At 67.3% G+C, this 13,274-nt stretch carries 16 protein-coding genes; 9 read left to right on the top strand and 7 right to left on the bottom strand.

Annotated features, from left to right (window positions below; all coding sequences use genetic code 11):
- Both proB and obgE read right to left on the bottom strand, forming a co-directional pair.
- Positions 1-727: glutamate 5-kinase (gene proB, locus FCU40_RS20245; protein WP_168077397.1), on the bottom strand; the 727-nt coding region annotated here is incomplete at its 3' end.
- Positions 724-1,788, bottom strand: a complete 1,065-nt coding sequence (gene obgE / locus FCU40_RS20250) for a GTPase ObgE (protein WP_004615684.1) — start codon at positions 1,786-1,788, stop codon at positions 724-726. The genes obgE and proB, both read right to left, overlap by 4 nt.
- A gap of 206 nt (positions 1,789-1,994) precedes the next feature.
- Here obgE and FCU40_RS20255 point away from each other — a divergent pair, with 206 nt between their 5' ends.
- Positions 1,995-2,954, top strand: coding sequence for a hypothetical protein (locus tag FCU40_RS20255; RefSeq protein ID WP_168077399.1), 960 nt, complete (start codon positions 1,995-1,997; stop codon positions 2,952-2,954).
- On the opposite strand, the gene FCU40_RS20260 is transcribed toward FCU40_RS20255, so the two are convergent.
- The 3 genes from FCU40_RS20260 to rplU all read right to left on the bottom strand — a co-directional run bounded on the left by FCU40_RS20260 (position 2,955) and on the right by rplU (position 4,553).
- Positions 2,955-3,488, bottom strand: coding sequence for a GNAT family N-acetyltransferase (locus tag FCU40_RS20260; protein ID WP_004615681.1), 534 nt, complete (start codon positions 3,486-3,488; stop codon positions 2,955-2,957).
- Positions 3,489-3,680: 192 nt separating this feature from the next.
- Positions 3,681-3,950, bottom strand: coding sequence for a 50S ribosomal protein L27 (gene rpmA, locus FCU40_RS20265; RefSeq protein ID WP_004615680.1), 270 nt, complete (start codon positions 3,948-3,950; stop codon positions 3,681-3,683).
- Positions 3,951-3,980: 30 nt separating this feature from the next.
- Positions 3,981-4,553, bottom strand: coding sequence for a 50S ribosomal protein L21 (gene rplU / locus FCU40_RS20270; RefSeq protein ID WP_004615679.1), 573 nt, complete (start codon positions 4,551-4,553; stop codon positions 3,981-3,983).
- A gap of 191 nt (positions 4,554-4,744) precedes the next feature.
- Here rplU and FCU40_RS20275 point away from each other — a divergent pair, with 191 nt between their 5' ends.
- Together FCU40_RS20275 and FCU40_RS20280 are read left to right on the top strand one after the other, a co-directional pair.
- The gene (locus FCU40_RS20275) at positions 4,745-5,386 is read left to right on the top strand and encodes a hypothetical protein (RefSeq protein WP_004615678.1); all 642 of its coding nucleotides are present in this window, start codon (positions 4,745-4,747) and stop codon (positions 5,384-5,386) included.
- Positions 5,387-5,439: 53 nt separating this feature from the next.
- Entirely contained in the window at positions 5,440-6,549 is a 1,110-nt protein-coding gene (locus FCU40_RS20280) for a GTP-binding protein (RefSeq protein ID WP_168077401.1), read from the top strand.
- 117 nt (positions 6,550-6,666) lie between these two features.
- Here the strand turns inward: FCU40_RS20280 and FCU40_RS20285 are convergent, their stop codons facing one another.
- A complete protein-coding gene (locus FCU40_RS20285; RefSeq protein WP_175582096.1) occupies positions 6,667-7,146 on the bottom strand; it encodes a biopolymer transporter ExbD in 480 nt (159 codons plus the stop codon).
- Between the two features lie 229 nt (positions 7,147-7,375).
- Between FCU40_RS20285 and FCU40_RS20290 the strand changes: the two genes are divergently transcribed.
- Positions 7,376-8,422: a WD40 repeat domain-containing protein gene (locus tag FCU40_RS20290; protein WP_168077403.1), complete on the top strand. Its 1,047-nt coding sequence runs from the start codon at positions 7,376-7,378 to the stop codon at positions 8,420-8,422.
- 196 nt (positions 8,423-8,618) lie between these two features.
- Here the strand turns inward: FCU40_RS20290 and FCU40_RS20295 are convergent, their stop codons facing one another.
- Positions 8,619-9,281 carry a nitroreductase gene (locus tag FCU40_RS20295; protein WP_168077405.1) on the bottom strand — a complete coding sequence of 221 codons (663 nt, stop codon included), beginning with the start codon at positions 9,279-9,281 and terminating at the stop codon, positions 8,619-8,621.
- A gap of 105 nt (positions 9,282-9,386) precedes the next feature.
- Here FCU40_RS20295 and mtgA point away from each other — a divergent pair, with 105 nt between their 5' ends.
- The 5 genes from mtgA to FCU40_RS20320 all read left to right on the top strand — a co-directional run.
- Positions 9,387-10,067, top strand: a complete 681-nt coding sequence (gene mtgA / locus FCU40_RS20300) for a monofunctional biosynthetic peptidoglycan transglycosylase (RefSeq protein ID WP_241693666.1) — start codon at positions 9,387-9,389, stop codon at positions 10,065-10,067.
- Positions 10,068-10,082: 15 nt separating this feature from the next.
- Positions 10,083-10,670 carry a GNAT family N-acetyltransferase gene (locus FCU40_RS20305; RefSeq protein ID WP_168077407.1) on the top strand — a complete coding sequence of 196 codons (588 nt, stop codon included), beginning with the start codon at positions 10,083-10,085 and terminating at the stop codon, positions 10,668-10,670.
- A gap of 261 nt (positions 10,671-10,931) precedes the next feature.
- A complete protein-coding gene (locus FCU40_RS20310) occupies positions 10,932-11,579 on the top strand; it encodes a TetR family transcriptional regulator (RefSeq protein WP_168077409.1) in 648 nt (215 codons plus the stop codon).
- Positions 11,580-11,770: 191 nt separating this feature from the next.
- Entirely contained in the window at positions 11,771-13,030 is a 1,260-nt protein-coding gene (locus FCU40_RS20315; RefSeq protein ID WP_004615670.1) for an acetyl-CoA C-acetyltransferase, read from the top strand.
- Positions 13,031-13,039: 9 nt separating this feature from the next.
- A partial coding sequence (locus tag FCU40_RS20320; protein WP_168077411.1) for an SDR family NAD(P)-dependent oxidoreductase occupies positions 13,040-13,274 on the top strand: 235 nt, incomplete at its 3' end.

The raw sequence follows: 13,274 nt of genomic DNA on the forward strand, positions 1-13,274 counted from the left end.
GGAAGCCCTGAAGGCCGGCGGCGCGGGCGATGCGGGCCGCGGCGATCTTGGTGGCCATGCCGCCGGTGCCGACGCCCGCGGCGGCGTTGGCCCCCTCGGCCATGCCGGCGATCTCGGCGGTGATCTCCGAGACCAGCGGGATATGCGCGGCCTTGGGGTTCTTGCGCGGGTCGGCGGTGTAGAGGCCGTCGATGTCCGACAGCAGCACCAGCAGGTCGGCGCCGGCCATCTGGGCCACGCGCGCGGCCAGGCGGTCGTTGTCGCCGTAGCGAATTTCCTCGGTGACGACCGTGTCGTTCTCGTTGACCACTGGGACGACGCCGAGGCCCATCAATGTCTCGGTCGTGGCGCGCGCGTTCAGCCAGCGGCGACGCATCTCGGTGTCATCGCGGGTCAGCAGGATCTGGGCGACGCTCGTCCCATGCGGCTCGAAGGCCTCTTCCCACGCGCGCATCAAAAGGCTTTGGCCGGCGGCGGCCGCCGCCTGCTTCTCGGGCAAAGTCGTCTTGCGGCCGGTCAGGCCCAGGCGCCGGCGGCCCAGGGCCACCGCGCCGGACGAGACGACCAGCACCTGCTTGCCGGCGTCGCGCAAGGCGGCGGCGTCGGCGCAGAAGGCTCGCAGCCAGGCGTGGTTGGCCGCGCCCGTCTCGGCGTCGACCAGCAGGGCGGACCCCACCTTGAAGACGATGCGTCGGGCCGCCTTGAACGCCTCGCTGGCGTGGCTCACGGGGTCCAGCCCCCAGGGGTCTCGTCGACATGGTCCTCGTCATCGTCGATCTCTTCCTCGAGATCGCCGCGACGGATGCGCACCTGCTTGTAGGCGGCGCGCAGCAGCTCGGTGACGCCCTTGCCCGACACGCCCGAGACCAGGCGCGGCTTGACGCCCGCCACGGCTTCCAGCTCGGCGACCTTTTCGGCGAGGGTTTCCTCGTCGAGGGCATCGATCTTGTTCAGCGCCAGGATCTCGGACTTGTCGGCCAGCTCGTCGCCATAGGCTTCCAGCTCGCCGCGGATCGTGGTCCAGGCGCCGGCGACGTCCTCCTGGGTGGCGTCCACCAGGTGGATCAGCACCGCCGACCGCTCGACGTGGCCCAGGAAGCGGGTGCCGAGGCCCGCGCCCTCGCTGGCGCCTTCGATCAGGCCGGGGATGTCGGCCAGCACGAAGCGCTCGCTGCTCGACAGGTCCACGACGCCCAGGTTCGGGGTCAGGGTGGTGAACGGGTAGTCGGCGATCTTGGGCTTGGCGGCGCTGGCGGCGGCCAGGAAGGTCGACTTGCCGGCATTGGGCAGGCCCACGAGGCCGACATCGGCGATCAGTTTCAGCCGCAGCCAGATCCAGCGCTCCTCGCCCTCCTGACCGGGATTGGCGTATTTCGGCGCCTGGTTGACCGGACCCTTGAAGTGCAGGTTGCCCCAGCCGCCGTTGCCGCCCTTGGCCAGCAGCAGGCGCGCGCCCGCGTGGTCGAGGTCGGCGATCAGGGTCTCCTTGTCCTCCTCGAGCACCTCGGTGCCCACCGGCACCTTCAGCACCACGTCCTCGCCGGCGGCGCCGTGGCGCGCGCGGCCCATGCCGTGCACGCCGGTGCCGGCCTTGAAGTGCTGCTGGTAGCGATAGTCGATCAGGGTGTTTAGGCCTTCCACGGCCTCGATCCACACGTCGCCGCCGCGGCCGCCATCGCCGCCGTCCGGGCCGCCGTACTCGATATACTTCTCGCGGCGGAACGACACCGACCCGCCGCCGCCGTTACCCGAGCGGATATAGATCTTGCATTGGTCCAAGAATTTCATGCGGCCCTTTTGTCCCAAGGCGTCCCGCGCGTCGAGCCAAAACGCCCGGCCCCAGGCGCGCCGCCGTGACGTTACGCCGCTGGGGGGCTTCGCGAAAAGCGGGGCGGACGCCCCGAAATCGTGACGAAATGTTAAAGTCCGTGATGCGACAAAGTGTCTTGGCAGCAAACCGCCACGTTCATCTATGGCGGAGCAGGAGGCTGACCTTGGCGACCGCGGAAGAGGGCGTGGCGATGCTGGAGGCGGATCTGCGGGATCTGTCGACGCAGGAGCTTTGCCGGAAGTATAGCGCGGAGGCTTCGACGCACCGCAATATCTTGATCAGTCGGGGCACCGGCGTCGCTCCGCAGTGGCGCGACTTCAAGACCTTTCTCGGCGAGGTCGGGCTCAGGCCCTCGGGCGACCACAGCCTGGTCCTGCTCAATCGTTACGAACGCACCTACGGTCCCGGCCGCGCCAAGTGGATGACCGCCGAGGAACAGGCCGCCCACGAAGTCGAATTCGACCGCCTGCGCGCCGAAAAGCAGCGCGAGGAGCAGCTGGAGGCGCATAACGCCGCCGCGATCAAGCGGGCCAGCGCGCCGGGCGCCCCGTCGTTCGGGCAGTTCACGCCGCTCGCGGGCCGTCCCGCGCCGTTCACGGAGGTGGCCAAGCGTCTGGCGATTCCGGTCAGCGCCCTCTCCAAGGCCATGCCGGCGGGCGGCAGCGCCGACGAGCTGGTCAAGCGCGCCGCCGTCTCCAGCGAGCTGATCAACGAGCACGCCACCTGGCTGCCGCCGGATCCCGCCAAGAAGGCCGGCTTCTTCGAGGCCTACCGCATCTGGCATCTGCAGGTGCAGCCCCAGTTCGGCCGCGCCGCGACCCCGACCTTCCTGTTTCTCTACATCGCCCTGCCGGTCATGAAGCAGTGCCGCGACGAGCTGATGGATCTGGACCTCTGGAACCCGCTGGGTCAGCGAGCCCTGAACGCCCGCGACAACCACATCGCCTGGAAGAAATACACCGAGTTCATGCCGCGCGCTCAGGTGGCGATGATGGAGATCCCGATCTACGCCACCTATTCGCTGCTGAGCGACCTCGACGCCCTGTGCGAGCGGATCCTCACGGCCGAGAAGCGCTTCCGCGAGGGGCCGCAGAAGGTGATCCACACGCACCGGGCGGCTTGATCACGCCAGCCACACCATCATCCGCGTCGCCGCGGGCTCGCCACGCGCGATCGACGGCTTGTGCTCGACGACGCCGGTGTAGAGGAACCCGGCCTTGATCAGCACGCGGCCCGAGGCGGCGTTGTCGGCGAAGTGGCCGGCGGTGACGTAGCGCTTCTTCCAGGTCGCGCGGGCCCAGTCGAGCGCGCCCTTGGCCGCCTCGGTGGCGTAGCCTCGGCCCCAGTAGGGCCGGCCGATCCAATATCCCATCTCCACCTGGCCATCGAGGTGGGTGAACATTCCGACCACCCCGATCAGGCCCTCGTCCGCCAGTTCGATCGCGAAGGTGTTGTCGCGCGACCGGTCCTGGGTTCCGCAGCGGGCCACGAAGTCCTCGGCGTGAGCCCGGGTATAGGGCGAGGGCATCCGCGTCGTCATCCGCGCGACGTCATGGTCGACGCAGAAGGCGGCCACGCGCTCGACGTCATGGCGACGCGGCGCGCGCAGCGTCAGCCGCTCGGTCTCGATGACGGGTCTTTGTTCGATGACGCACATCGGCGCCTCCCAGAGTTCCGGTCCCTTCTCGTCGGAGACCGTGACGCCGCCATGGCGAAGCTTTCGATTTCGTGGCGGCGACGAGACAAAACAAAAGCGGGGAGCCCGGCGTTCCGGACTCCCCGCTAGAGATCGTCTGTCCGGATCGTCTTCTGTGTGAGAAGCACGACCCCGAAGAACTCTGGTTCGTGCTTACTCGGCCGGCTGAGCGGCCGGGGTCACGGTCACGTAGGTGCGGTTGTGTTTCTTGGTCACGAAGCCTACCGCGCCCTGCACGAGCGCGAAGAGGGTGTGATCCTTGCCCATGCCCACGCCCGAACCCGGGTAGAACTTGGTGCCGCGTTGGCGCACGAGGATGTTGCCGGCGAGAACCTTCTCGCCGCCGAACTTCTTCACGCCAAGGCGCTTCGACTCTGAGTCGCGGCCGTTGCTGGACGAACCGCCAGATTTTTTGTGAGCCATCTTGCTCTCCTATCCTCTGGGGGCGTCGCCTTAGGCTTCGCCGTCTTCCGTCTTGGCGGCCTTCTTAGGGGCGGCCTTCTTCTTCGGCGCTTCGGCCACGGCGTCGGCGTGTTCGACGACTTCAGCCGTCACCACCGGGTTCGCCTTGGTCGCCTTCTTCACGACCGGGGTCGCTTCGACGGCGGCCGGAACCGTGAACGGCACGGCGGCGTCGCCCAGACCGCGAGCGCGGGCGTCCAGGATGACCTTCGGGGTCAGGTCGATCGACCCTTCCCACTTGGCTTCCTTGCCGGCGCCGGCGACCGACGTGACACGCACGACCGATTCCAGCTGGCGGTGGCCGCGGGTGCGGCGATAGCCCTGGCGACGGATCTTCTTGAAGATCTTCACCTTCTCACCCTTGCGGGTTTCGATGAGCGTGCCGGAGACGACAGCGCCGTCCACGGTGGGGGCGCCGACCGTCACGGCCTCGCCTTCGCCAAGCATCAGGACTTCACCGAAGGCCACGGCCGCGCCGGGTTCACCTTCGAGCTTTTCGACAACCAGCAGGTCGCCGGCTTGAACCCGGTACTGCTTGCCGCCGGTTTTGATCACCGCGTACATAGGTTTAGCGCCTTAAAAAGTGCGTTCGCAAAATAGGGAACGCCCGCTCGGAAACCCGGCGGGCGAAGAGGGCGCGACTTATACAGTCACGGGCCTTGGAGTCAACGCCGAAGCCGCCGATTCCCAGCCGCCCCCCGAATTGGTGCTTCGGAGCCCTGGCGTGTTACTTTATAACACGCTATAGAGCGTCCGTGAACCCAACGCTCTTCGCCCCCATCGCCGCCACGGGCTTCGCGGTGGCCTTCCTGCACGCGGCGCTGCCGACGCACTGGTTGCCGTTCGTCCTGGTCGGGCGCGGCCAACAATGGTCGACGGGCAAGACGCTGAGCGTCACGGTCCTGGCGGGCCTGGGCCATGTCGCCTTCACGATCGTGCTGGGCGTCGTGCTGGTCGGCGCCGGTCTGGCCGTGCAACCGCGCCTGGGCGATATGTTCGGCTGGCTGGTTGGCGGGCTGATGACGCTGCTGGGCGTCTTCTATCTATGGCGCGGACGTCACGCGCACGCGCACAGCCATGGCGAGGACAAGGTGATCCACCGGCGCTACGCCTCGGATCGCGCCGCGATCATCGCCCTGGTCGCGCTGCTGACCCTGTCGCCCTGCGAGGCCTTCCTGCCCGTCTATCTGGCCGGCATGAAGCACGGCTGGACCGGCTTCATGGCGCTCAGCACCGTTCTGATGGCGGCCACCGCCACGGGGATGCTGCTGTTCACGACCCTGAGTCTGCTGGGCGTGCGGCGCCTGGGCCTGGACAGGATCGCCCGCTACGAGTCGACGATCCTGGGCGTGGCCTTGATCGCCATGGGCATGGGCGTCGCCTTCCTGGAGCTCTAGCTGGAATTCCAGAAGGTGTTCCGCTCGGCGTTTCGAGCGCTTACATAGCGGGTATGACCCAAGAAACGTCCTCGGCCGCCTCCGGCAAGATCCCCGTCACCGTGCTGACCGGCTATCTCGGCGCCGGCAAGACCACGCTCCTGAACCGCATCCTCACCGAGGCGCACGGCAAGCGCTACGCCGTGATCGTCAACGAGTTCGGCGAGGTCGGCATCGACAACGACCTGGTGGTCGGCGCCGACGAGGAAGTGTTCGAGATGAACAACGGCTGCGTCTGCTGCACGGTGCGCGGCGACCTGATCCGCGTCCTCCAGGGCCTGATGAAGAGGAAGGGCGGCTTCGACGCCATCATCGTCGAGACCACGGGGCTGGCCGATCCTGGCCCGGTGGCCCAGACCTTCTTCGTCGACGAGGACGTCAAGGCCCGCACCGCGCTCGATTCGGTCACCGCCGTGGTCGACGCCAAGCACATCATGCTGCGGCTGGGCGACAGCAAGGAGGCCGTCGAGCAGATCGCCTTCGCCGACCAGATCGTGCTGAACAAGACCGACCTGGTCTCGGAAGACGACCTGCGCCACGTCGAAGCCCGCATCCGCCGGATCAATCCGCTGGCGCCGATCCATCGCGCCCAGCGTTCGAACGTTCCGCTGGACGCCATTCTGGGCAAGCACAGCTTCGACCTGGAGCGGATCGCCGAGCTGGAGCCGGACTTCCTCAATCCGGCCCACGGCGAGCCGGGCCATGTGCATGACGAGCACTGCGGTCACGACCATCATCATCATGACCATGACCACGATCACGGTCATGATCACCACCACCACCATCATCATGATCACGATCATGGCCACGCCAGCGCGATCCACGACGACGGCGTCAAGGGGATCTCCCTGACGCTGGACAAGCCCGTTGACGGTCAGAAGATCACCGCCTGGCTAAACGATCTGCTGGCGACCCGCGGCCCCGACATCCTTCGCGCCAAGGGCATCATCGACGTCAAGGGCGAGAACAAGCGCCTGGTCTTCCAGGCCGTGCACATGATCCTGGAGGGCGACTTCCAGCGGGAATGGACCGACAAGGACAAGCGCTACAGCCGCATGGTCTTCATCGGCCGCGACCTCGACGAGGCCGAACTGCGCCGGGGCTTCGAAGCCACGGCGGCTTGATCACTAGCGCGCCCCTCCTCGTGGGAGGGGCGGCCTTCGGGTCGAAGATCAGACCAACAAAAAGCCCCGGAACCTGGGTTCCGGGGCTTTCGTGTTCTTGGCTGTCGCCGAGGATCCTTAGTGGATGTCCTCGTTGATCAGGCCGACCTTGAACCAACCCGAGGTCTGCAGCTGGTTCAGCACGCCCATGAAGTCGGCGTACTGCACGTCGGCGTCGGCGCGGATCATGATGCGCTGATCGTCCTTCGGGCCGGCTTGGCCGTTGGCGGCGAACTTCGCGGTCAGATCGCCTTCCAGATTGTCCAGGCTGGTCTGCTTTTCGGCGATGAAGATCGCGCCCGACTTCTGGATCGAGATGAACACCGGCTCCTTCGGCTTCGGCGCGCCGGGGGGCGGCGGAACCGCCGGGGGCAGATCGATCTTGATCGAGGTCACGGCCATCGGCACGGCGACCATGAAGATGATCAGCAGAACCAGCAGGATGTCCACGAAGGGCGTGACGTTGATTTCGGAATTCTGGCCGAGCGAGTAACGGCCACCGCCGCCGCCAGCAAGTTTAGCCGCCATAGCCTGACTGTCTCCCAAAGGCCGCGCCATCGCGCGCGCCTGAAATGTCGTTACCGAGCCACGTCTGGCGCAGACGGGCGCGGAAGTAAAGCCCGACGACGCGCCGCGATGGCAACCCCTTTTCGACTCTTTTTGGATGAACGCCGTTCTGATGGGCGCCGCGCGCGCGTTCGGCTCGCGCGCGGCGCGAAATGGGCGGGATGGGCGGGGTTTTGGAAAGAGTCTGGCCGTCGCGGCCTCGGCGCCTTATCTCGCGCGCATGATCTTTTCTTTCGACGCCTTCGTCACCGACGCCCTGTTCGACCGCGCTGGCCGCGCCGCCTTCGCCCTGGGCGACGGCACCGTGCGCCTGCGAACCGACGAGGGATTCGTCACGGTCGAGGCCCATGGCGGTCCCCAGATGGGCGGCTTAGGGGGCGGCGCCGTTCTGGCCGCCGCCGTCCATCCCAGCGGGCTGGGTGTCGTCACGGGCGGCGACGACGGCCGCGTGGTCTGGAGCCGCATCGACCAGGGCGAGGTCATCGCCACGTTGATCGCCGAGCTGAAGGGCAAGTGGATCGAGCACGTGGCGACCAGCGCCGCCTCGGGCCTGATCGCCTTCACGGCCGGCAGGGAGGTCCATGTCCGCGACGCCGCCGACCCGGCCTTCGCGCGGGTGTTCGCGCATGAAAAGACGGTGTCGGGCCTGGCCTTCGAGCCCAAGGGCCGCCGCCTGGCCAGCGCCACCTATGGCGGGGCCCAGCTGTGGTACGCGCGGATCGCCGACCAGAAGCCGACCCTGCTGAAGTGGGCCGGCAGCCACATCGCCGCGGCCTTCAGCCCCGACGGCAAGTTCCTGATCTCGTCGATGCAGGAGAATCAGCTGCACGGCTGGCGGCTGTCGGACGGCAAGGACATGCGGATGGGCGGCTATCCGGCCAAGATCAAGAGCCTGGCCTTCTTCGACAAGGGCAATCTGCTGGCCACGGCCGGGGCCTCGGGCGCGGTCATCTGGCCGTTCGCCGGCGCCAACGGCCCGATGGGCAAGGAAGCCGCCGAGATCGGTTTCTCGCGCGATTCGATGGTGGTGCGGGTGGCGGGGATCGACGCCCAGCCGGTGTGCCTGGCCGGCCAGGACAACGGTAAGATTTGGGCCGCCCACATGCGCAACGGCCGCATCGAGACCCTGAAGGCCGAAAAGGGCGCCCCGATCAGCGCTCTCTCCACCAGCGCCGACGGCAAGTTCTTCGCCTGGGGCGACGAGAACGGCGAGGCGGGCGTGCTGGAGATCCCGGACCTGAGCGGTCCGCGCCAGTTCGCGGGGTGAAGTTATACGCCGAACTTCCCGGCGAATGCCGGGACCCAGATGGAAAGGCGCCGAGGTGGGGGCATTAGAGCGTGAGGCTGAAAGTGGGAACCGGTTTCAGCTTATCTCACGCTCTAAGCATTTGATTTAGAGCCCTTCCAATCAGACCCCGCGCTTTGGCATCCGGGCCCCCGGCATTCGCCGGGGAAGTGAGACTTTAAAACCCCTTCATCTCCGCCCACTCCTCGAACGGCGCCCGCCGCGACCGGAAGTTGTTCACCGGCGCGTCCGCGTCGCGGTAGCCCAGGGCCATGCCGGAGAACAGCATGTGGCCCTCGGGCAGGCCGACATGCTCGTCGACCAGCTTGTTGTAGTGCGACCAGAACTCCTGCGGGCAGGTGTCCAGGCCGCGCTCGACGGCCAGCAGCATGAAGGTCTGCATCAGCATCCCGACGTCGCTCCACTGCGGCGGGCCGCAACGGCGGTCGATCGAGAAGAACAGCTGCACTGGCGCGCCGAAGCCCTGGCCGTTGTTGGCGAACCATTGCAGGCGCGCCAGCTTGTCCTCGCGCGGGATGCCCAGCGCCCCGTACATGTCCTCGCCGACCTGGAAGCGGCGCGAGCGCAGAGGTTCCCAAAGATTGGCCGGATAGACGTCGTATTCGGTGGGGTCGGGCGAGGCGGCGCGGATCAGCATGGCGGCCTTCAGGGCCTCCAGCGGCGCGCCGGCGACCACCTGCACGCGCCAGGGCTGGAGGTTGCCGCCGGACGGCGCGCGGGCGGCGGCTTCCAGGAGCTCGCGGATCAGGCCCGGATCGACGGGATCGGGCTTGAAGGCCCGCACCGACATGCGGCGGTTGACGGCGTCGATCACGTCCATCGAAGGCTCCCTTAACCCTGTGCTCTTATGCCCGCGACAGCGGCGGCCGCTCTGGTTAGCATCCGTCCGCAGCGTAAAGACAAGCAGGACTTCGAGGGGCGTTTCGTGCGGCGGCTTCTGCGTAACATCGCGCTGGCTTTGTTCATCGTCCTCGTGGCGGGACCGATCGCGACCGTGCTGCTCTATCGCTTCATCCCGCCGCCGGTGACGCCGCTGATGGTGATCCGGGCGGTCGAGGGGCGAGGGCTGGATCACCGCTGGCGCGGCATCCACAAGGTCGCTCCGGCCCTGCCGCGCGCGCTGATCGCCGCCGAGGACGCCCGCTTCTGCGAGCATCACGGCTTCGACTTCGACGCCCTGCAGAAGGCCTATGAGAACAACGAGGCCGGCAAGAAGATTCGCGGTGGCTCGACGATCAGTCAGCAGACCGCCAAGAACGTCTTCCTGTGGCCGGGCCGCTCCTATGTCCGCAAGGGGCTGGAGGCCTGGTTCACGGTGCTGATCGAGACGCTGTGGGGCAAGCAGCGGATCATGGAGGTCTATATGAACTCGATCGAGTTCGGCTCGGGCATCTATGGCGCCCAGGCGGCCTCGCAGCGCTATTTTGGCGTCGACGCCGACAAGCTGACGCCGGCCCAGGCCTCGCGCCTGGCGGCGATCCTGCCCAGCCCGTTGAAGTGGAACGCCGTCAAGCCGGGGCGCTATGTCGCCAAGCGCAGCCAGAAGATCGGCAAGGCCTCGGGCGCGGTGCGCCGTGACGGCCTGGCCGACTGCGTGACGGATTAGAGGGGGAGACGTCTCATGCGGATAGCGCCCGGACCGACGCTGGAGACATCGCGCCTGATCCTGCGGCCGACCGCCGCCGCCGACCTGGACGGCTGGGCCGAGATGATGGCCGACGAGACGGCGGCGCGTCACATCGGCGGGACCCAGTCGCGCGCGGCGGCCTGGCGGGGCATGGCGTCGGTGGCCGGCGCCTGGGCCTTGAGCGGCTTTAGCATGTTCTCGGTGATCGAAAAGGCGAGCGGCGCCTGGGTGGGCCGCATCGGACCCTGGGTCCCGGAGGGCTGGCCGGGGACCGAGATCGGTTGGGGCCTGCACCCCTCGGCCTGGGGCAAGGGCTATGCCGTCGAGGCCGCCGAGGCGACCATCGACTGGGCTGTCGACCACCTGGGATGGACCGACATCATCCACTGCATCGATCCGCTGAACACGCCGTCCCAGAAGGTGGCCCAGCGGCTGGGGGCGACCAACCGAGGCCCGGGCTGGCTGCCGCCGCCCTATGAAGCCAGCAAGGTGGAGTTCTGGGGGCAGACGGCCGAGCAGTGGCGCGCGCGGCGGAGCGGACGGAGACTCCAGGTCACGGAACCCGAGACGGATCGAGGCTGATTCAAGTCTCTTGGGACGGGAGGTTTGAAGCGCGAGAACGTCCCCGCCTTCAGCGGCCTCCTCTATCGCTAGCGAACCTCGTCGACTGCTTCTTCAACAAGTTCGAGGGCTTTCGAGCCGTCGCAACACGATAACACAGGCGCGCCGAGGACTATCTCGCCAAGCTTCGCGAAGCCTCCGCCGCCAAGTGTGTTATTCCCGCTCGCCGGTTGACCTTTCTAGTCAATCGATTAGTTGAGGCGCGACGGGGCGGGGTGATCGATGGCGCGGACCAAGGGCGGAGACATGGGGCAGGAGCGGCGCGACTCGCGCTTGGCGCTGCTCGACGCGACGGCCAGCCTTCTGTCGGAGCGGTCGACGATCGAGGTCTCGCTGAGCGAGATCGCAAAGACCTCGGGCCTGAACTCGGCGCTGATCAAATACTATTTCGGCGGCAAGGAAGGGCTGTTGCTGGCCCTGCTGGAACGCGTGGCCGAGCGCTCGATGGCCGATCTGGCCAATCTGGTCGCCATGGAGATCCCGGCCGAGCAGAAGCTGCGCATCCATATTGGCGGCATTATCAACACCTATTACCGCTCGCCGTATCTGAACCGCCTGATCAACTACATGATCGCGCGCGGCGACCCCGCCTCGAGCCAGAAGGTGGCGAAGATCTTCGTCGAGCCGATGGTCGCGGCGTATCGGGCCATGGTCGCCCAAGGCGTGGCCGAGGGCGCGTTCCGGCCCATGGACCCGGGGATGCTGTACTACAGCGTCGTCGGAGCCTGCGAGCACGTCTTCTACGCGGGCTACTCGCTGCCCACGACGCTGGGGCTGTCGGAGCTGACCGAGCAGGTGCGCCAGCAGTATGTTCAGCACGTGCTGGACCTCGTGTTCCACGGCGTTCTGGCGCGGCCGCGCGCGGTCTGAACCGTGCGCGCCACGATAGGGCTTGCGTTCCGCAACGATAACGGGGCTCCAATCTTCAAACACTTGTTGGCGCACTCAAGAGAGGCCGAGGTTTCGGTCCTCGCCTCGATCCGGGAGCGCCTCTTGACCGAAATTAATCGAGCGATTAATCGCTTGTCCGAGAACAGAACACGCACCAGGAGGAGACGGCCATGGCCGAGGCGCTAATCATCGACGCGGTGCGCACGCCCCGCGGCGTCGGCAAGGTGGGCAAGGGCGCCTTGGCGCACCTGCATCCGCAGCATCTGGCGGCCACGGTCCTGAAGGCCATCGCCGAGCGCAACAATCTCAACACCGCCGAGGTCGACGACGTGATCTGGTCGACCTCGACCCAGAAAGGCAAGCAGGGCGGCGATCTGGGCCGCATGGCGGCGCTGGACGCCGGCTACGACATCAAGGCCTCGGGCATGACGCTGGACCGCTTCTGCGGCGGCGGCATCACCACGGTGAACCTGGCGGCCGCCCAGATCATGAGCGGCATGGAAGACCTGATCGTCGCCGGCGGCGTCGAGATGATGAGCCTGACCGCCGCCATGGCCGCCCAGGAGCAGGCGGCCGGCTTCCCGCCGGCGCTGATGGGCTCGGGCAACCCCCACCTCGACGACCTGCATCCGCAGTCGCACCAGGGGATCTGTGGCGACGCCATCGCCAGCCTGGAGGGCATCACCCGCGAGGAGCTCGACGCCCTGGGCCTGGAGAGCCAGAAGCGCGCCGCCCGCGCCATCGCCGAAGGACGATTCTCCAAGTCGATCGTGCCGGTCCTGAACGAGGACGGCGCGGTCGCGCTGGACCATGATGAATATCCGCGCCCCGAAACGACCGCCGAGGGTTTGGCCCAGCTGAAGCCGGCCTTCACGGCGATCGCTGACTTTCCCTATGACGATAAGGGCTCGACTTTCCGTAAGCAGATCAACCGTCGCTATCCGGACCTGAAGATCGAGCATGTGCACCACGCCGGCAATTCCTCGGGCGTGGTGGACGGCGCGGCGGCGGTGCTGCTGGCCTCGCCGGCCTATGCCGAAAAGCACGGGCTGAAGGCCCGCGCGCGCGTCGTGGCCATGGCCAATATGGGCGATGATCCGACCCTGATGCTGAACGCCCCGGTCCCGGCCGCGCGCAAGGTGCTGGCCAAGGCGGGCCTGACGGTCGAGGACATCGATCTTTGGGAAATCAACGAGGCCTTCGCCGTCGTCGCCGAGAAGTTCATCCGTGACCTGAAACTCGATCGCTCGAAGGTCAACGTCAATGGCGGCGCCATCGCCCTGGGCCACCCCATCGGCGCCACGGGCGCGATCTTGATCGGCACGGTGCTGGACGAGCTGGAGCGGACTGGCGGCCGCTACGGCCTGGTCACCATGTGCGCGGCCGGCGGCATGGCCCCGGCCATCATCATCGAACGCCTGCAAGCCTAGGAAACGCTCATGAAACTGGACAACACCGTCGCCGCCGTGGTCACGGGGGGCGCTTCGGGGCTGGGCGAGGCGACCGCCCGCGCCCTGGCGGCCCAAGGGGTGAAGGTCGCGATCTTCGACATGAACGAAGCGCGGGGCGAGGAAGTCGCCAAGGAGATCGGCGGGGTGTTCTGCAAGGTCAACGTGACCAGCGACGCCGACGTCGACGCCGGCTTCGAGAAGGCCCGCGCCGCCCACGGGCAGG

Source organism: Caulobacter sp. SSI4214 (assembly GCF_012184455.1).
GTDB lineage: Bacteria > Pseudomonadota > Alphaproteobacteria > Caulobacterales > Caulobacteraceae > Caulobacter > Caulobacter vibrioides_E.

What these genes read in the sequence shown, in the direction of transcription:
- FCU40_RS20295 (WP_168077405.1), bottom strand. Translation starts at nt 9,281, where the DNA reads ATGGACGTGATCGACGCCGTCAACCGCCGCATGTCGGTGCGGGCCTTC.
- obgE (WP_004615684.1), bottom strand. Translation starts at nt 1,788, where the DNA reads ATGAAATTCTTGGACCAATGCAAGATCTATATCCGCTCGGGTAACGGC.
- FCU40_RS20290 (WP_168077403.1), top strand. Translation starts at nt 7,376, where the DNA reads ATGATCTTTTCTTTCGACGCCTTCGTCACCGACGCCCTGTTCGACCGC.
- rpmA (WP_004615680.1), bottom strand. Translation starts at nt 3,950, where the DNA reads ATGGCTCACAAAAAATCTGGCGGTTCGTCCAGCAACGGCCGCGACTCA.
- FCU40_RS20305 (WP_168077407.1), top strand. Translation starts at nt 10,083, where the DNA reads ATGCGGATAGCGCCCGGACCGACGCTGGAGACATCGCGCCTGATCCTG.
- FCU40_RS20315 (WP_004615670.1), top strand. Translation starts at nt 11,771, where the DNA reads ATGGCCGAGGCGCTAATCATCGACGCGGTGCGCACGCCCCGCGGCGTC.
- FCU40_RS20310 (WP_168077409.1), top strand. Translation starts at nt 10,932, where the DNA reads ATGGCGCGGACCAAGGGCGGAGACATGGGGCAGGAGCGGCGCGACTCG.
- FCU40_RS20260 (WP_004615681.1), bottom strand. Translation starts at nt 3,488, where the DNA reads ATGTGCGTCATCGAACAAAGACCCGTCATCGAGACCGAGCGGCTGACG.
- FCU40_RS20280 (WP_168077401.1), top strand. Translation starts at nt 5,440, where the DNA reads ATGACCCAAGAAACGTCCTCGGCCGCCTCCGGCAAGATCCCCGTCACC.
- FCU40_RS20285 (WP_175582096.1), bottom strand. Translation starts at nt 7,146, where the DNA reads ATGGCGCGGCCTTTGGGAGACAGTCAGGCTATGGCGGCTAAACTTGCT.
- rplU (WP_004615679.1), bottom strand. Translation starts at nt 4,553, where the DNA reads ATGTACGCGGTGATCAAAACCGGCGGCAAGCAGTACCGGGTTCAAGCC.